We start from the raw sequence: 18,101 nt of genomic DNA on the forward strand, positions 1-18,101 counted from the left end.
GGTGGCGAGCGCGGGGACGGGGGCGGGGCTGGCGGCCGAGGGCGGGGACGAGGGCAGGGACGGGGACGGGGCTGGCATCCGAGGGGTGGGGGAGGGGGCCGGCGGTCGGCGCACCGGGGACGGGGCTGCTCGGCGGCCGGGAGCCAGGTCGGCGGGCGCAGCGCCGTCACGCGCACACTGCGCACCTCGACGAAGCCGGCGCAGGAGGCGGGCGGGGCGCCGGCGATCGAGGCGCCGCGAGCCCTGCTCGCCCGGTCCGGAATGCCGCGCCCTCGACGGGGACACCGCATGCCCTGTCCGGGACGCCGGAATCACGCCCGCCCCGGAACACCGTGAGCCCCGCCCACCCCGACCGGAACACCGCGAGCCCTGCTCGCCGGTCCGGAACGCCGCGTCCTCGACAGGGGCGCCGTATGCCCCGACCGGGATGCCGGGAGTCGGGCCCGCCCCGACCGGAACACCGCGAGCCCGCTCACCCCGCCCGCGCGCCCCACCCCTCGCCCCGCGCACCCCACGCCCACCTCCCCGCCCCCACGCGCCCCCAACGCACTCCCACCCCCCTATACGCGCCCCCTCACCACCGTCCCGCCCCTCATGGCCGTCCCTCGTGAAACCGCCCGCCCCCGCCCCCTTCGTCCCCGTCTCCCCAGGCCGGTGTGTTCCCCGGGAACCGGCAGGTAGCCTTGGGGGTGTGCCCCGTCTGTCTGAAGTCATCGCCGCGCTGGAGAGTCTGTGGCCCGCCGAGCGGGCCGAGTCCTGGGACGCGGTCGGCACCGTCGTGGGCGATCCGGAGCAGGAGGTCGGGCGGGTGCTGTTCGCCGTCGACCCCGTCCAGGAGATCGTCGACGAGGCGGTGAAACTGGGCGCGGACCTGCTGGTCACGCACCACCCCCTGTACCTGCGGGGCACCACCACCGTCGCCGCGTCGACGTTCAAGGGCCGTGTCGTGCACACGCTCATCAAGAACGACATCGCGCTCCACGTCGCCCACACGAACGCCGACACCGCCGACCCCGGCGTCTCCGACGCCCTCGCCGGCGCGCTCGGCCTGCGCGTCGTGCGCCCCCTCGTGCCCGACACCACCGATCCGCACGGGCGGCGTGGCCTCGGGCGCGTCTGCGAACTCGACCACCCGCTGACCGTACGGGAGTTCGCCGCCCGCGCCGCCGAGCGGCTGCCCGCCACCGCGCAGGGGATCAGGGTGGCCGGCGACCCCGAGGCCGTCGTCCGCACGGTCGCCGTCAGCGGCGGCTCCGGCGACAGCCTCTTCGCGTACGTCCGCGCCGCGGGCGTCGACGCGTTCCTGACCGCGGACCTGCGCCACCACCCGGCGTCCGAGGCCCGCGCCGAACACCCCCTCGCGCTGGTCGACGCCGCGCACTGGGCCACCGAGTGGCCCTGGTGCGAGCAGGCCGCCGCCCAGCTCGACGCGGTCTCCGAGCGTGAGGGCTGGGGCCTGCGCACCCATGTCTCCGCCACGGTCACCGACCCCTGGACCAGCCATTCCGCATCCCCCTTTGGAGCCCCCAACTGAACGCCGCGCCCGCCGACCAGAACCGCCTTCTCGACGTCCAGGCCCTCGACGTCCGACTCCAGCAGCTCGCGCACAAGCGCCGGTCGCTGCCCGAGCACGCCGAGATCGAATCCCTCGGCAAGGACCTCACGCAGTTGCGTGACCTCCTTGTCGCCGCGACGACCGAGGAGAGCGACTGCTCCCGCGAGCAGACGAAGGCCGAGCAGGACGTCGACCAGGTGCGCCAGCGCGCCACGCGCGACCAGCAGCGGCTCGACTCCGGCGCCGTGACCTCGCCGAAGGACCTGGAGAACCTTCAGCGCGAGATCGTCTCCCTCGCCAAGCGGCAGAGCGACCTCGAAGACGTCGTCCTCGAGGTCATGGAGCGCCGCGAGTCCGCGCAGGAGCGGGTCGCCGAGCTGACCGAGCGCGTGGGCGCCGTCCAGGGCAAGATCGACGACGCGACCGCCCGGCGCGATGCCTCGTTCCAGGAGATCGACGGGGAGGCCGCGACCGTGACGAAGGAGCGCGCGGTCGTCGCCGGGTCCGTCCCCGCGGACCTCCTCAAGCTGTACGACAAGCTGCGCGAGCAGCAGGGGGGCATCGGGGCGGCGAAGCTCTACGCGCGCACGTGCCAGGGGTGCCGCCAGGAGCTGGCCGCCGCTGAGCTCGCCGAGATCCGTAAGGCGCCGGCGGACTCCGTCGTGCGGTGCGAGAACTGCCGGCGGATCCTGGTGCGTACGGTCGAGTCGGGGCTGTAGGAGGGGTGGGGATCCGGGAGGTTCCGGGGGCGGGGGAAGGGGCTGAACCGGGGGGTGGCTCGGGGTTGGGTGCGGGTTCCGGCCCGGGGGCTGGCTCGGGGCTGCGTGAGGGCCTGGGGTCGGGCTCGGGGCTGCGTGAGGGCTCCGGCTCAGGGGCGAGCGAGGGTTCGGGGACGGCGGGCTCAGGAGTGGGCGCGGGTTCCTCCGGCTCGGGGTCGGGCCTGGGTTCCGGCCCGGGTGCGGGCTCCGGGGCTGGTGCGGCGTCGGGGGCGGTGCGAGGGCTGGGCGCGGGAGCGGCTGGGGCTTCGGCGCCGGGTGCCGGTCCTGTCGTGGGTTCAGCGCCGGGTGCCGGTTCCGGCTCCACTGCGGTTCCCACGCCGCCGGACGCCGGTCCCGCCTCCACGGCAACTCCGACGCCGGACGCCGGTCCCGACGCCGCCGCGGCTCCGTCCTCCGTCCCCGCGTCACCTTCCGCCTCCCCTTCCGTCCCCGGTGAGCTCGTCGTCGAGGCCGACGGGGGGTCCCGGGGGAACCCCGGGCCCGCTGGGTACGGGGCTGTCGTCGCCGACGCCGTCACCGGGGAGCTGCTGGCCGAGCGGGCGGGGTTCCTCGGGGTCGCGACCAACAACGTGGCCGAGTACAGCGGGTTGCTGGCGGGGCTGCGGGCGGCGCGCCTGATCAACCCCGCGGCCTCCGTGCGCGTCCGCATGGACTCCAAGCTCGTCGTCGAGCAGATGTCCGGGCGGTGGCAGATCAAACACCCCGCCCTGCGGCCGCTCGCCGCGGAGGCCGCTCGGGTGCTGCCGGGGGCCCAGGTCGGGTACGAGTGGATCCCCCGGTCGCAGAACAAGCGCGCCGACCGCCTGGCGAACAAGGCGATGGACGCGGGGCAGCGCGGGGAGGTCGAGGCGGGGGAGGAGATCGCGGGGTACGGCGATGCCGAGGCGGGCGCGCGTACGCCGGTCGCCGGCACCACGCGCGCACCGGTCACCGCGAGCGCGCCCACACCGGCCGGCTCCGCCGCACTCGCCCCCGCCCGCCCCGGCGCTCTCCCCGAACCTGGTCCCGGCGGCCCTGCCGCCTCCGGCGCGGACACCCTCTTCGACTTCGACGCCAGTCCCGGCGCCCTCCCCGACGCCGGCCCTGCCGTCACCGACCCCGGCGCCCGCCCCGCCCCCACCGGCACACGCACGCCACCCCGCCCCCGCCCCGCCGCCGGCACCCCCACCCCGGACCACCGCGCTGCCCGCAACCTCGCCGCCCCCGACCTCGGCACCCCCGCCACCCTCGTCCTCCTGCGCCACGGCGAAACCCCCCTCACCCCGCAGAAGCGCTTCTCGGGGAGCGGAGGTTCGGACCCGGGCCTGTCGGAGGCCGGCCGGGAGCAGGCCGCCCGCGCCGCCGAGGCGCTGGCCCGCCGGGGCACGATCGAGGCCGTCGTCACGTCCCCGCTGGCCCGCACCCGCGAGACCGCCGAGGCCGCGGCCGTCCGCCTCGGCCTGGACGTCGTCGTCGAGGACGGCCTGCGCGAGACGGACTTCGGCGCGTGGGAGAGCCTGACCTTCGGGGAGGTCCGCGAGCGCTACCCGGACGACATGAACGCCTGGCTCGGCGACCCGCAGGCCCGTCCGACGGGCGGCGGCGAGAGCTTCGCCGAGGTGGCCGCACGCGTCGCGGCGGCCTGCGAGCGCCTGACCGCGGCGTACGCGGGCCGTACGGTCCTCGTCGTCAGCCACGTCACGCCGATCAAGACCCTGATCCGCCTCGCCCTGGGGGCCCCGCCCGAGGCCCTGTTCCGCCTGCACCTCGACGCCGCGTCCCTCTCGGCGGTCGCCTACTACGCGGACGGCAACGCGAGCGTGCGCCTGGTCAACGACACGTCGCACCTGCGCTGAGAGGCGCCCCTCAGGGGGCGGTACGAGGCTGCCGGGCGCTTCTCGGCACGCGGCCCCCGTGCCCGCCCGCCTCAGTGCACCTCGTCCACCAGCACATCCAGCCTCCCCGCCCCCGCGACCTCCACCACATACCCCAACGCCCGCAGCACCTCCGCGAGTTCCCCGGGCCCCGACGGCTCCGCCCCGGACGTCAGCAGACTCCGTACGATCCGCCCCTTGGTCGCCTTGTTGAAATGGCTGATGACCTTCCGCGTGGGCGCGTGCAGCACGCGTACGGTCGCCGTGCGCGCCGCGATCTCGCCCTTCGGCTTCCACGCGGCCGCGTACGCCGACGACCGCAGGTCGAGCACCAGCCTCTCGCCGGCCGCCTCCGGCATCACCTCGGCCATCGCGCCCCGCCAGTACGCCCCGAGCGCCCCGATCCCCGGTAGCTTGACGCCCATCGAGCACCGGTACGACGGAATCCTGTCGGTGACCCGGACGGCCCCCCAGAGCCCGGAGAAGATCAGCAGCGAACGCCCGGCACGCGTCACGGCGTCCGGATCGAGCGTGGCCAGCCCGAGCGCGTCGTACAGCACGCCCGTGTAGATCTCCCCGGCGGGCCGCGCCCCGGCCCCCGGCAACGCGGCGTTCTTCGCGACCTCGCCCCGAAGGCCCTCGCTGAGCCCGAGCACCTCCCGCGCCTTCTCCTCGTCCCCCGCGCACAGCTCGACGAGTTCCCCGAGCACCGCCTCCCGCGCCGCCCGCAACCCCGGAAGCGCCAACGCCTCCACCTTCACCGGCGCCCCCGTCCCGGACGAAGCCTTGCCCTCGGACGGCGGAAGCAGCACAAGCACGAACGATCCCCTTCTCGACAACTCCACCCAGCGTACGGCGCACCACACCCCACTCCGGCCACCCCACCCCACCGCCGCGCCCCACGCCGGCCTCCGCGCCCCGGCCCGACGCCGAACCCCGCACCCCGGCCACACCCGCACCCCCGGCCGGTACCGGCCCCCTGAACATGCCCCCGCCCCCGCCCCGCCCTACGCTCGACCCATGCCCCGTCGCCCCCTTCGTGTGACCGGCGCCCCCGAAGCCCCGCTCCGGGTCGCCCTCGCCGCGCTGCGTACGGAACTGGGTGTCCCGGACGGCTTCCCGCCGCAGGCGCTGGCAGAGGCGGAACGGGCCGCCGACGCGCCCGCGCTGCCGCAGGAGGACGCGACCGCGATCCCGTTCCTGACGATCGACCCGCCGGAGTCGACCGACCTCGACCAGGCGCTGCACCTGTCCCGACAGGGCACCGGGTACCGCGTCCGCTACGCGATCGCGGACGTCGCCGCGTTCGTCGTCCCGGGGAGCGCGCTGGACGAGGAGGCGGGGCGCAGGGTGACGACCCTGTACTTCCCGGACGGCAAGGTGCCCCTGCACCCGGCCGTCCTGAGCGAGGGCGCGGCCAGCCTGCTGCCGGACCAGGTGCGCCCGGCCGCGCTGTGGACGATCGACCTGGACGCGGAGGGCCGCACGATCGCGGTCGACGTCCGGCGTGCGCGCGTGCGGAGCAGGGCGAAACTCGACTACGCGGGCGTGCAGAAGCAGATCGACGAGGGCACCGCAGAGGAACCGCTCGCGCTCCTGAAAACCATCGGCGAGCTGCGCGAACGCCTGGAGGCCGAGCGCGGCGGCATCTCGCTGAACGTCCCGGAGCAGGAGATCGTCGAGCGGGACGGCGCGTACGAGCTGACCTACCGTGCGCCCCTCCCGGCGGACGGCTGGAACGCGCAGCTGTCCCTGCTGACCGGCATGGCCGCGGCCGACCTGATGCTGTCGTACGGCACGGGCGTCCTGCGCACGCTTCCCACCGCCCCGGACGGCGCGGTCGGCCGGCTGCGCAGGGTCGCGCAGGCGCTGCGCATCGACTGGCCCCACCACGTCCCGTACGCGCGCCTGATCCGCTCCCTCGACCCGCGCGACCCCCGCCACGCGGCCTTCCTCCAGGAGTGCACGAGCCTCCTGCGGGGCGCCGGCTACACCGTCTTCCGTGACGGCGCTCTCCCGGACCTCACCACGCACGCGGCCGTCGCCGCCCCGTACGCCCACTGCACGGCCCCGCTGCGCCGCCTCGCCGACCGCTACGCGACCGAGCTGTGCCTCGCCGCGTCGGCCGGTGACCCGCCGCCGGCGTGGGTGCTGGCCGCCCTGGACGCCCTCCCGGAGCGGATGGCCGAGGGCGGCCACCGCGCGAACGCCGTGGAGCGGGCCGCCGTGGACACCGTCGAGGCCGCTGTCCTGGCCGGTCACGTCGGCGAGACCTTCGACGCCTGCGTCATCGACCTGGACGGCCACCACGGCACCGTCCACCTGGAGTCCCCCGCGGTCGTGGGCCGCGTCGACGGCGACCATCTCCCGCTCGGCGAACGCCTCCGCGTCCGCCTCACCCGAGCGGATCCGGCGACACGAACCGTCCGCTTCGCTCCCGCGTGACCTCACCGCACTCCCTCCTCTCCCGGATCCCCTGGATCTTCCGGATCTCCCGGACGACCCCGTCGGCGTCGTCCGCGTGGAACCGCACCACCCGCACCTCCCGCGCCCGCCCCAGCAGCCCTGTATGGACGACCGGCTCGGCCAGCTCCAGCGAGACGGAGGTCTGCCCGCCCACCGGAAGGTCCAGCTCGCCCTCGGCACGTGGGTGCGAGAGCCGCGTCTCGCGCCGGACGCCGGAGATCCGGCCGTAGGGCACGCGCAGGTCCACCTGGCCGGCGTACCGGACCCGGAGCGCGCCGGGCTCCAGGACGTGCGGCCGGACCACACAGGACGCGTGCAGCCCGAGGACCAGGGCGAGGGTGTAGACGTCGAAGGCGAACACCACCCAGTGCGCGACGGGGTGGTCCCACAACAGGACGCTCACCCCGGCCGTCTCGACCAGGCACACGAACACGATCGCCGCCGTCATCGCCCCCTGCCCGCGCATGTACCCGAGGAGCCGTCCCTCCCCGGTGCGCCGCCGCCCGACCCAGCGCGCGAGGTCGGCCCACATCCGCCCCTGGTGCCGGGCCAGCGCCCGCACGGCCCTCACGTCGCCACCCCCAGAAGCTCCAGCGTCCGCCGGATCGCCGCCGCCTGGGCCGGCGGGAAGTCGGCGCAGAACGCCCGCAGGAACGTGCTGTCGGGCTCGCCCCGCTCCTCGGGCAGCAGCCCCGGCGGCACGCACGCGGCGAGCCGGTGCGCGGCGGCTTCCACGCGCGGGTCGTCCGGTTCGGCGTCGACGAGGTCGTCGAGCAGCGCGTACGCCTCGTTGGCCAGCGCGATCGTCTCCGGCGACTCGGTGACCGCCCCCACCGCCGCCAGCATCCGCTCCCGCACCTCCGGGGGCGCCGCCGTCTCGATCAGCGCCAGCACCTCGCGGTCCTTCGCGGCCATCGGCGAGTCGGCGAGCCCTGCGGACGTCCGCGCGAACAGCGCCGCCAGCTCCGGGGAGACGGGGCCCTCGGCTGACAGTTCCCCCGCCTCCAGCAGCACCCGCAGGCGCGCCCGCCGCTCCCGGATCGCCCCCTCCTGCCGGGCCAGGTCCTCGTCCAGCTCGCCCAGCACCTCGACCAGGTCCTTGCCGGCGTCGTCCGCCAGCACGTCCCGCACCTCCGCCAGGCCCACGCCCAGCTCGGTCAGCCGGCGGATCCTCGCGAGCGCGACCGCGTGGCGCAGGGTGTAGTCCCGGTAGCCGTTGGAGAGGCGGTCGGGCTCAGGGAGCAGGCCCAGGTGGTGGTAGTGGCGCACGGCCCGTGTGGTGACGCCGACGGTCTCGGCGAGTTCTCCGATCCTCATGGCCACCAGTACAGACGTTGACGTCGCGGCAAGGTCAAGTGTCGTCACGGGGCCCCCTTCCCGGGCCCTCGCCCGGTGCTCCGAACCACCGTTCCAGCGCCGCTTCCACCGGCTCGCCGCCCTCGCCCTCCGTGTCCGCCGCCCACGCCGTGAACCCGTCCGGCCGCACCAGCAGGGCCGCGAGGCCGGGGCGTTCGGGGCAGGCGGCCGTCAGGACGGTGACCCGGTCGCCGTAGCCCTCCGCGCGGGCGCGCAGCTTCGGGTCGCCGGTGAGGTCGAGGAGGAGGCCGCGCGCGCCGTGCAGGTGGTCGGCGAGGTGGGTGCCGTCGGACAGCTCCAGGTCGGGGGCGCTCGCGCCGACCAGGGGGTGGTCCCCGGGGAGGTCGTAGCGCTGCCAGACGCCGGAGATCCGCTTGACCAGGTGGGTCGTGCCGTCCACCGTGCGCGTGAGGTCGGTGACCACCGCGCGCAGTGCCCGCGCGTGGGACTCCGGGCGCATCAGGGCGATCTGCGCGCGCGTCCACTCCAGGACCCACGCCCCGATGGGGTGCCGTTCCGCCGTGTACGAGTCGAGGAGGCCCGGCGGGGCCCAGCCGCGCACGACCGCCGCGAGCTTCCAGCCGAGGTTCACCGCGTCCCCGATGCCGAGGTTCAGGCCCTGGCCGCCGAAGGGGGAGTGCACGTGCGCGGCGTCGCCCGCGAGGAGGACGCGGCCCTTGCGGTAGTCGCTCGCCTGGCGGCAGTTGTCCGTGAACCGGGTCACCGTGCGCACCTTCCCGACGGTGACCGGGGCCCCGGTCACCCGGCGCACGCTGCCCTGCAACTCCTCGGCCGTCACCGGCGACGTCCGGTCGGCCGGCGGGCCGTCGAACTCCACCGTGAGGATCCGGCCGGGCATCGGGCCGTACGCGTACGTGCCCGTCGCCGTCGTGTTCCAGCCGCTCGCCAACTCCTCCGTCCCCGTCATGTCCGCGACGGCCTGGTAGCCGGTGATCTCCGGCGGCGTGCCGGGGAAGTCGAACCCGGCGAGCTTGCGGACGGTGCTGCGACCGCCGTCGCATCCGACGAGCCAGGCGGCGCGGACGGTACGGGGCGCGCGGGCGCGGGCGTCGGTCTCGGGGGAGGGCGCGGTGCGGGAGGTACCGGCGCCGGTGCCGGTCCTGGTTTCGGCGGGCGGGACGGTGCGGGGCGTGCCGGGGGCGGCCGGGGCAGCGCCGTCGGCGTGGGCTGCGGCAGCGCTGCCCGTGCCGGTCCCGGCAACGCCTCCGGCGAGCGAGGTCCTGGCTTGGCCAAGGCTCCCCGCGCCGGCCTCGATCACGTCCCCGGCGCGCGAGGTCTCCGCCCTTGCGCGCGAGGCCCCGGCCAACCGCACCGTCACCCCGCCGGTCTCCCCCACCTCGCCCCCGTCCTCCTCGAACCCCGTGACCTCCACCCCGCGCCACACCTCGACCCCCAGCTCCCGTGCCCGCGCGGCGAGGACCCGCTCCAGTTCGGCCTGGGGGATCAGCCCTACTTGGTCCGCGCGCCCGGCGTCCGCCCAGGCCGGGTCGTCGGCGTCCAGGTAGGCCGCGTCGAGGGGGATGCCCGCGAAGTGGCCGGCGAACTTGGGGGGTTGGGCGAGGTCTTCGCCGCGTTCCTCGCGGAAGTGGCGGAACCGCTCCATGGCCTGTTCCTGGATCGCGGCGAGGGTGGGGAAGAAGCCGCGCCGGTAGAGGGCGACGGCGGAGGGGGTGTTGACCGACATCGCCTTGACCGTCTCGTCCACCTCCTCCCGTCGCTCCACGACCAGCACCTTCACCCCGCCGAGCCGCAGCTCGCAGGAGAGCAGCAGGCCGGTCGGTCCGGCCCCGGCGATCACCACGTCGAAATCCGTCATGCGAATACTGTAGCCACTCAAAGTTTGTTTCTGCTACAGTTTTTTGCATGGACTTTACGAACCCCGCCGAGGGCGGCCTCACGAAGCTGGAGCGCACGGTCGAGCTGTCCCTGCGCGAACGCAAGAAACGGGCGACGCGGCAGCGGATCTCCGACGTGGCGACGGGCCTGTTCGTGGCGCGCGGCTTCGACGAGGTCACCGTCGCCGAGGTGGCCCGCGCCGCCGACGTCTCGGCGATGACGGTCTTCAACTACTTCCCGCGCAAGGAAGACCTCTTCCTCGACCGAGTCCCCGAGGCCGTCGAGACCTTCACCGGCGCAGTCCGCCACCGCGCTCCGGGCACCACCCCGCTGACGGCCCTGCACGACCTGGCCCTCGCGCTCCTGGAGGACCACCACCCCCTCTCGGCCGTGGACGACGACTTCCCCGCCTTCTGGCAGGTCGTCGTCGACTCACCCGCCCTGCGCGCCCGCGCACGCGAGGGCGTCGAGGAACTGGAGACGGCCCTGGCCGACGTCCTCGCCGAGACCGCCCCCGAATACCCCGACCCGCCCCTCGCCGCCGCCCTCACGGTCGCCGCCTACCGCACGGTGTACGTCGCCTCCGCGCGCCGCCTCATGGCGGGCGAACCGGCGTCCACCGTGGCCGACGCCCACCGCGCGCACCTGCGCCGGGCGTTCACCGCCCTCGAAGCCGCCGTGGAGGCCGCCCGGGACTCCTGAGACCACAGGCCGGCGAGAGACCGGCGCACACACGGCCGCACACCGGAAACGGGCACCTCACCGGCGTACGGAATACGGAAACGAGACGCGAGGGTTGCCGGAACGGACCACGGAGGACGGGGGAGACGGGATGGGCGAGCAGGCGATCTGGACGAGAGCGCGGCTCGGGCTGGGCGGGCCACGGCTCGACCTGCTGACGGCACGGTTCGAGAAGCACGTCTACGCGCCGCACGCGCACGACGAGTTCACGGTCGGCGTGTGCGTCGGCGGCACCGAGGTCATCGCCTACCGGGGCGGACACATCAGCACGGGCCCCGGCACCATCGTCGTCCTGGCCCCCGGCGAAACCCACACCGGAGGCCCCGGAAACACCACCGACGGGTACGCCTACCGGGCCGTCTACGCCGAACCCGGCCTCCTCCAGGAAGGCACCCTGGGCGGCGTGCCGCACTTCCGCGAGCCGCTGATCCACGACCCGGAACTCGCGGCGGCCCTGCGCCGTACGCACGCGGGACTCAGCGCCCGCCCGGATCCTCTGGAGGCCGAGTCCACCGTCCCCTGGCTGCTCACCGCCCTCGCCCGCCGCCACTCCACCGCGCGCCCCACAGACGACCGCGTCCCCGGAGCCGCCGCGCTCGCCCACGCCGTACGGGACCGGCTCGCCGACGAACTCCTCGCGCCCCCGCCCCTGTCCCGGCTCGCCGCCGACCTGGGCCTGTCCCGCTACCAACTGCTGCGGGCGTTCCGCACGACGATGGGCCTCCCGCCGTACGCCTGGCTCGCCCAGCACCGCGTGCACCGCGCGCGTGGCCTGCTGGACGCCGGGGTGCGCCCCGCCGAGGCCGCCGCCCTCGTCGGCTTCGCGGACCAGGCGCACCTCACGCGCTGGTTCCGGCGCGTGCTCGGGGTCACGCCGGCGGCGTACCGCAACAGCGTTCAAGACGAGACCGGGGGAAGGGGCTGAGACTCGGCACATGACTGCACGCGGCTGGTTCCTGTTCTCCCTGATGGGAGTCGTCTGGGGCATCCCCTATCTGATGATCAAGGTGGCGGTGGAGGACCTTTCACCGACCATGGTGGTGTTCACGCGCTGCGCCCTCGGCGCCGCCCTCCTGCTCCCCTTCGCCCTCCGCCAGGGCGGCCTCCCGCGCGTGGTGCGCGCGCACTGGGTGCCGATGCTGGCGTTCGCGTGCATCGAGATCGTCGGCCCCTGGTTCACCCTCACCGACGCCGAACGCCACCTCTCCAGCTCGACGGCCGGCCTGCTCATCGCGGGCGTCCCGATCGTCGGCGTCGCCCTGGCCCGCTTCTTCGGCGACACCGAGCGGCTGGGTGTACGCCGTGTCGCCGGCCTCGCGCTCGGCCTCGCGGGCGTCGGCGTCCTCACCGTCCCGCACCTGACCGGCGGGGACGCGCGCTCGCTCGCCGAGGTGCTGGTGACGGTCGTCGGGTACGCGACCGCGCCCCTGATCGCCGCCCGCCACCTCAAGGACGTCCCGTCCCTGCACCTCACCGCCGCCTGCCTCGCGTTCGCGGCCCTCGTCTACGCGCCCTTCGCGGCGGCGACCTGGCCCTCGCGGATGCCGTCGGCGACCGTCCTGGCCTGCCTCGCGGGCCTCGGCGTGATCTGCACGGCGATCGCCTTCGTCGCCTTCCTGGAGCTGATCAAGGAGATCGGGCCGACGCGGTCCACGGTCATCACCTACGTCAACCCGGCGGTCGCGGTCGCCGCGGGCGCGCTGTTCCTCGACGAGAAGCTCACCCTGGGGATCGGCGTCGCCTTCACGCTGATCCTCGCGGGCTCGGTCCTGGCGACGGCCTCGGGCTCCACGGGCTCTGCGGACCCCGCCGGCGCCCCGGATTCCGCGGGACGGAAGCGCGACGCGCGCCCGGTAACATGGTCGACACGGCAGACGAGCCGGGCGGACGGCCGCGTGGACTCCCCCTAGGGGAATCCCCGAGGAACGTCCGGGCTCCACAGGGCAGGGTGATGGCTAACGGCCACCCGGGGTGACCCGCGGGACAGTGCCACAGAAAACAGACCGCCCGGCGCTCAGGCGCCGGGTAAGGGTGAAACGGTGGTGTAAGAGACCACCAGTGCTCGGGGTGACCCGAGCAGCTAGGTAAACCCCACCCGGAGCAAGGTCAAAAGGGAGCGCGCCTTTCCGAACAGGAAAGGACGCGACTGCGCGGACGTTCGAGGGCTGCCCGCCCGAGTCCGCGGGTAGACCGCACGAGGCCGACGGCAACGTCGGCCCTAGATGGATGGCCGTCGCCCCGAGGCCCGCGAGGACCCCGGGGAAACAGAACCCGGCGTACGGCCCGACTCGTCTGCTTTCAGGGCTCCGACCTGGGCTTATGCCCCGGTCGGAGCTGGCGCGCAACAGGCATCGGGACGCCGGCTCGGCTTCGCCGACCCGCTCCTGTACGCCCTCGCGTCCTCCGACGCCCACGTCTCCCACGACGTCACAGACTGCCCCGCGAACGCCGGCGCCGCGCCTCCAGCGTGGGCAGCGGGGACGCCTGATGCCCGGCACCGGGAGCGCCATCAACGTCCCGTCTCGGCAAGGAGCCGCGCGTGATGTCCTGCACAGGAGCGGCCGGGCGGAACTGCGCGGCAGGGTGGGATCTTCTACGGTGGGACCGGTTGCCCTCGGAGGGGCACAGGGCACGAAGGGGGCTCAGTGGAAGCCGAGTTGACGGCGCTCGCGACGACGGCGGTGACCGCGCTGACCGGGTTGATGGTGACGGAGTCGTGGGAGCAGGCCAAGCTGAGGCTGGCCCGGTGGTTCGGGCGCGGAGAGGCGGAGGGTAGGGCGCGGGACGAACTCGAGGCCGAGAGCGGTGAGTTGACGCGGGCCCGGGTGGAAGGGGACGAACGGGCCGCGGACCGGGTCGAGGAGCGGCTTCGGGAACGTCTGCTCCGCGTCCTGCGGGACGACCCCGAGGCGGCGGAGGAACTGGCGCGGCTGATCACCGAACTGGCCCCGGGCGCACACGTCAGTTCGGTGAGCGGGGGCGTGTACCAGGGCCCGTCCTTCCACGGCGCCCACTTCTACGGCGACATCGCCTTCACCGTGCCGACGCCGGTGTCGGTGCCGGCGGGAACGAGAGCGCGCCCGAACCAACTGCCGTCGCGGACCTATGAGTTCGTCAACAGGGACAAGGACATCGACGCCCTGCGCCGGGCGTTCCCGGCGGCCCGGACCGGCGCCGATCACGTCGACCTCGTCGTCATGTCGGGCGTCTCCGGCGTGGGAAAGACCGCGACGGCCATCCGGTTCGGGGAGACCGTCCGGGAGTGTTATCCGGACGGCCAGTTGTACGTGACGTTCGCCGACCGGCACGACCGTCCGGGCGCGCCTGCGATCGGCGTGGACAGCCCGGACGTCGCCGAGGCGCTTGCCACGTGTCTCATCGGGCTGGGCGTCGGCGAGGACGACATCCCGCGGACGCTCCCGGCGCGCGCCGGCCTGTACCGGTCCCGCACCGCCGACCTGCGCATCCTGCTCGTCCTCGACAACGTCACCGAACCCGCGCAGGTGCGCGCGCTCATTCCCCAGGGAACCGGCAGCGGGGTCCTGGTCACGGCCCACGCCCGGCTGGGGGAGCTGGCGGTCGCGGACGGCGCGAGACTGGTCGGCCTGAAGCCGCTCGACGAGCACGGCGCCCTGGCCCTGCTCGCCGTCCACTGCCCGCGGGTCCGGGACTGCGACCCGGCGGTCACCGGGCGGCTGGTGGAGCTGTGCGGCGGCCTGCCCGTCGCGCTGCGGATCGCGGCGGCCCGGCTGACGGAGGAAGACCTGACGGTGGCCGAGCTGGTCGAGGAACTGTCGAACGAGACGGACCGGCTGGCCGGTCTGTCCCTGTCTGCCGAGGAGATCTCCGTGTCCGCTGCGCTGGGACCGTCCTACCGACTGCTGCCGGGTGACGCGGCCCGCCTCTACCGCCTGCTCGGCCTGCTGCCGACCGGCCGTTTCGACGCGGGAGTGGCCGCCGCGGCGGCCGGCGTCGACACACGGGTGGCCAAGCGGCAGCTCGGAGTGCTGGCGAGCGCGGGCCTCGTGGAGAAGGGAGCGGACCGGCGGTACGTCATGCACGACCTCATCCGGCTGCACGCGCGCGAGTGCGCGGACCGGGAGGAATCCCCCGCCGAGGAAGCCGCGTTGATCGAGCGGGTGGGTACCCACTACCTCGTCCTCACCGCGTTCGCCGACCGGGCGATCAAGAAGAACCGGAAGCGGATCGCGGACCTGTCCGCGCTGCTCCAGGACGCCGTCGACCCCTTCGCCGCCCCCGACGGCCCGGCGCCGCTCGCGTGGCTGGACACCGAGCGCACCGCGATCCTGGGCGTCCTGCGGGCCGCTTCCCGGCACGAACACCATGCCTTGGTCTGGCCGTTGGCGGAGGCGTTCACGGCGCTGTTCCTCCACCGCCGCTACCTCGACATGTGGCGGGAGTCCCTGACACTGGGCGCGGAATCGGCCAGGGCCCAGGCTGAGTCGGCGTCTGGTGAACCGCAGCAGGCGCGGGTGGCCGAGGCCCGGCTGCGGAGTCTGCTGTCCCGTCCGCTGATGGACCTGGACCGCCACGACGAGGCCCGCGCCGCACTGGACCGTGCCCTCCAGTGCGCCGAGACGGTCACCGACCTCGTACTGCAGGCATCGGTCCTGGAGTTCGAAGGCCGGTACCGGGACAAGCACGATCCCCGGAACGCGGTGGCGGTGTACCGGCGTTCCCTCGCGCTCAACGAACAGGCGGGGGAGGCCCGTGGCGCGGCCATCGCCGCCTTCTTCCTCGGCAGCGCGCTGTCCGCGGACGGGAACCACGCCGAAGCCCTCGCCGTCCTGCGCCGCGCCCACGACGACCTGCTGGCCGACAAGGAGCCGGACGTCCGGATGGCGGCCCGCGCGCTGGGCGCGATCGGCCTCGTCCGCGACGGCCTGGGCGACACCGAGGCCGCCGAGCGTGACCTGCGGGAGGCGGTCGAGAAACTGCGGCAGCGGGACGCGATGCACTACGCGGCCGAGCCGCTGGTGGGCCTCGCGGACATCGCCCAGCGGACCGGTGCCGACGCCGATGCCGTCCGGGGCCACCTGACCGAAGCACTCGGGATCTACGAGCGTGAGGGGCATCCGGCGGCGGAGGAACTGCGCCGCCGGCTGGCGGAGTCGGACACCGATCGCTGAGACGGGCAGCGGCTCAGGAGACGGGCCGAACACGCAGGACGACGGCCCGGCCGCCCGTACGCACGGAGCCCTCCAGCGGCAGCTCGGCGAGCAGAGCGGCGTACACCACCGAGGCCGACACCCCGGGGTCGCCCGCTCCTGCGGCGTCCACCACCTCGACGATCCTGCTGTCCCGGAGCCCGACCAGGCACGCCTGTCCTTGGACGGCCGAGACGGCCAGGAGACTTCCCGGCAGCCGGACGAGCGTGTCCTCGATCCACGTCAGCGCCTCGCCGGCGTTCGGTGCGCAGTGGCGCCGGACGATCGTCGAGGCGCTTGCGGCGATCCTCCCGTCCCGTTCGTCGTCCGTGCAGGCGAGGTGGGAGACGACGCCGGGACGGACGGACACGGCGTCGGCGTGTCCGGCGACGGCCGCCGGGACGCGGCGCACGGTGACGGCCGGCCGCTCGGCGGTTCCGCCCACCTCGGTGGTCACCCGCCAGGACGTGACCCGCGCGGCGGGAGAAGCGGCCGGAGGCACGGCGAGCGAGTACGGCGGCTCGGTGCCGGGCTCGGAGAGTCCGAGCAGGCGGTAGAGGGTCGTGCGCAGCCGGGCCAGCGCGTGGCCCGGCTCGGCGAAGGCCCGCGCCGAGACCGAGGCGTAGCGTCCGGGGGAGTGTCCCCGCACGGCCGCGTCGATCTGACCGCGCAGGTCCCCTCGCGGGTCGAGCCGGGGTGCGAGGTCCGCCAGGGCCTGGACGGCGGTGCCCGGCACCGCGTCCGAGCCGAACGCGGCGAGCAGCAGCGGCGTGTCCAGACAAGCGCCGTACAGGGTGACCGACCCGTGGTCGCCGATCAGGACGTCGGCGGCGACCAGCGCGGGACGCCACGCGTGCACGGCGGGCATCAGCAGGAGCCCCGCGTCCAGGGCGGTCGCCTGGAGGGTGCGGAGCTGCCAGGCACCGTGCGCCGACCAGACGTTGGGGTGGACGATCGCGCCGACCTTGTAGTCGTCGTAGGGGAGTTGGGCGAGGAGACGGGCCGGTAGGTCCGGCTGCGTCCCGAGGAGGGAGGTCGGGCCCCAGGTCGAGCTGAGCATCACCAGCGACTGGTCCGGCCGGACGCCGAGTGCCGCCCGGTAGGCCGATCTCATCCGCCCACTGCTCATCAGCTCGTCGAGACAGGGGTCGCCCACCAGGAGGGTGCGCTCCGCCGTCTTCGGGTGGGTGGCGAGCAGTTGCTCTTCCTGCGACGGGTGGGAGACGGCCAGCCAGGCCCTCCCGGACTCCAGCAGCGAGTCGGGGACGACGCCGGAGAGCCGGTCGTGCGCGCCGCGCGAGTCCGGGACGAGTTTCTGGAACCCCACGCCGTGCGGCAGCACCAGGACCGGGCAGTTCCCCTCCGGCACGTCGATGTTCTCGCTGGCGGACAGGATGAGATCCGGGTCGACCTCACCCAGTTGCTCCCACGGCATGACCCGGCAGCCGGCCTCGCGCAGCAGGTCGAGGACTCCGGCGGCGAAGGCCGAGGTCGGGTCGTACGCGAAGACGACCGTGACACGGTGGTCGTCACGCAGCAGCGCCGGAAGCGATTCGAGGACCCGTACGGTCGACGTGACCGTGCGGGCCGCCACGACGAGGGTTCGCTCGCCGAGGAACGTGCCCCACCGGTGAGCGTCATGCCCTACCGGGACACGCAGCGGCTCCCTACCGAACACGGCATCGCCCTCGACCGCCCCCACGCCGCGCACCGCTCAACCGGCTCGCGGCTCGCGGCTCGCGGCTCGCGGCTCGCGGCTCGCGGCTCGCGGCTCGCGGCTCGCGGCTCGCGGCTCGCGGCTCGCGGCTCGCGGCTCGCGGCTCGCGGCTCGCGGCTCGCGGCTCGCGGCTCGCGGCTCGCGGGCCATGCTCTGTTATCACACATAAAGCCGAAGTTCCATCCCTCATGCGGATACCATCTCGTTGCTCGTGAACGGATACACGGTAACCAGAGCGGCGATGCCCTTCCGAAGCGGGGCAGGCACCCGTATCCCGGAGTTCACGGCGATCCGACGAGGTGGGGTGACCAAACGGCGATGGTGCCGGCTGAGCTTCCGTTACCTCGGGAAGCAAGCCGAGGGGAACAGAGCTGGACCCGGCGCTGGGGCCAGCATCTACGGGCGGGCCGCCAACTCGTCAGGTTCCGTGGGGATGATGGGGCGAGGCGGTCGAAGGACGTGGACATGCTCCAGGCCGCCGTGTGGGTCGCTCACCAGCCGCAGTGGGGGATGCGGCCAGGGGACTTGCCGACGATCGGAGGGTACCGCGCTGTTCAGCCCATCTGCTCACGGGCCGGCCTGGGCGAGCAGGGTTCGTTTCTCGGTTAT

At 74.4% G+C, this 18,101-nt stretch carries 12 protein-coding genes, 1 other RNA gene and 1 pseudogene; 9 read left to right on the forward strand and 5 right to left on the reverse strand.

Annotated features, from left to right (window positions below; translation table 11 throughout):
• Nucleotides 1–691 precede the first annotated feature (691 nt).
• The 3 genes from IAG44_RS28630 to IAG44_RS28640 all read left to right on the forward strand — a co-directional run bounded on the left by IAG44_RS28630 (nucleotide 692) and on the right by IAG44_RS28640 (nucleotide 4,169).
• Complete coding sequence (locus IAG44_RS28630) at nucleotides 692–1,534, forward strand: Nif3-like dinuclear metal center hexameric protein (RefSeq protein WP_187749955.1); 843 nt, start codon at nucleotides 692–694, stop codon at nucleotides 1,532–1,534.
• Entirely contained in the window at nucleotides 1,531–2,274 is a 744-nt protein-coding gene (locus tag IAG44_RS28635; protein WP_187752895.1) for a zinc ribbon domain-containing protein, read from the forward strand. Before IAG44_RS28630 ends, IAG44_RS28635 begins: the two co-directional genes overlap by 4 nt.
• A 329-nt stretch (nucleotides 2,275–2,603) precedes the next feature.
• A complete protein-coding gene (locus IAG44_RS28640; protein WP_187749956.1) occupies nucleotides 2,604–4,169 on the forward strand; it encodes a bifunctional RNase H/acid phosphatase in 1,566 nt (521 codons plus the stop codon).
• A 71-nt stretch (nucleotides 4,170–4,240) separates the two neighbouring features.
• Here IAG44_RS28640 and yaaA read toward each other — a convergent pair whose 3' ends face one another.
• The gene (gene yaaA, locus IAG44_RS28645) at nucleotides 4,241–5,005 is read right to left on the reverse strand and encodes a peroxide stress protein YaaA (protein ID WP_187749957.1); all 765 of its coding nucleotides are present in this window, start codon (nucleotides 5,003–5,005) and stop codon (nucleotides 4,241–4,243) included.
• A gap of 202 nt (nucleotides 5,006–5,207) precedes the next feature.
• On the opposite strand from yaaA, the gene IAG44_RS28650 reads away from it, so the two are divergent.
• Complete coding sequence (locus IAG44_RS28650; protein WP_187749958.1) at nucleotides 5,208–6,632, forward strand: RNB domain-containing ribonuclease; 1,425 nt, start codon at nucleotides 5,208–5,210, stop codon at nucleotides 6,630–6,632.
• Here IAG44_RS28650 and IAG44_RS28655 read toward each other — a convergent pair.
• Genes IAG44_RS28655 through IAG44_RS28665 form a run of 3 tightly spaced genes read right to left on the reverse strand, consistent with a single transcriptional unit; the run spans nucleotide 6,583 to nucleotide 9,846 of the window.
• The gene (locus IAG44_RS28655; RefSeq protein ID WP_246562149.1) at nucleotides 6,583–7,224 is read right to left on the reverse strand and encodes a hypothetical protein; all 642 of its coding nucleotides are present in this window, start codon (nucleotides 7,222–7,224) and stop codon (nucleotides 6,583–6,585) included. The genes IAG44_RS28650 and IAG44_RS28655 overlap by 50 nt on opposite strands.
• Nucleotides 7,221–7,970: a MerR family transcriptional regulator gene (locus IAG44_RS28660; RefSeq protein ID WP_187749959.1), complete on the reverse strand. Its 750-nt coding sequence runs from the start codon at nucleotides 7,968–7,970 to the stop codon at nucleotides 7,221–7,223. The genes IAG44_RS28655 and IAG44_RS28660 overlap by 4 nt, the downstream gene beginning before the upstream one ends.
• 34 nt (nucleotides 7,971–8,004) lie before the next feature.
• On the reverse strand, nucleotides 8,005–9,846 hold the full coding sequence (locus IAG44_RS28665; protein WP_187749960.1) for an FAD-dependent monooxygenase: 1,842 nt from the start codon (nucleotides 9,844–9,846) through the stop codon (nucleotides 8,005–8,007).
• A 47-nt stretch (nucleotides 9,847–9,893) separates the two neighbouring features.
• Between IAG44_RS28665 and IAG44_RS28670 the strand changes: the two genes are divergently transcribed.
• The 5 genes and pseudogenes from IAG44_RS28670 (at nucleotide 9,894) to IAG44_RS28695 (ending at nucleotide 15,757) form a co-directional block, all read left to right on the forward strand.
• Nucleotides 9,894–10,568 (forward strand): TetR/AcrR family transcriptional regulator, encoded by a 675-nt coding sequence (locus IAG44_RS28670; protein WP_187749961.1) that lies wholly within the window; start codon nucleotides 9,894–9,896, stop codon nucleotides 10,566–10,568.
• Between the two features lie 130 nt (nucleotides 10,569–10,698).
• A complete protein-coding gene (locus tag IAG44_RS28675) occupies nucleotides 10,699–11,532 on the forward strand; it encodes a helix-turn-helix domain-containing protein (RefSeq protein ID WP_187749962.1) in 834 nt (277 codons plus the stop codon).
• A 73-nt stretch (nucleotides 11,533–11,605) separates the two neighbouring features.
• A pseudogene (locus IAG44_RS44815) lies at nucleotides 11,606–12,322 on the forward strand (DMT family transporter); the annotation flags it as partial.
• Between the two features lie 160 nt (nucleotides 12,323–12,482).
• An RNA gene (rnpB, locus tag IAG44_RS28690) (RNase P RNA component class A) lies at nucleotides 12,483–12,902 on the forward strand.
• 350 nt (nucleotides 12,903–13,252) lie between these two features.
• Nucleotides 13,253–15,757, forward strand: coding sequence for a tetratricopeptide repeat protein (locus IAG44_RS28695; protein ID WP_246562152.1), 2,505 nt, complete (start codon nucleotides 13,253–13,255; stop codon nucleotides 15,755–15,757).
• Nucleotides 15,758–15,770: 13 nt separating this feature from the next.
• Here IAG44_RS28695 and IAG44_RS28700 read toward each other — a convergent pair whose 3' ends face one another.
• A complete protein-coding gene (locus tag IAG44_RS28700; protein ID WP_246562154.1) occupies nucleotides 15,771–17,369 on the reverse strand; it encodes a hypothetical protein in 1,599 nt (532 codons plus the stop codon).
• Nucleotides 17,370–18,101 lie beyond the last annotated feature (732 nt).

Origin of the sequence: Streptomyces roseirectus (assembly GCF_014489635.1) — a bacterium.
GTDB lineage: Bacteria > Actinomycetota > Actinomycetes > Streptomycetales > Streptomycetaceae > Streptomyces > Streptomyces roseirectus.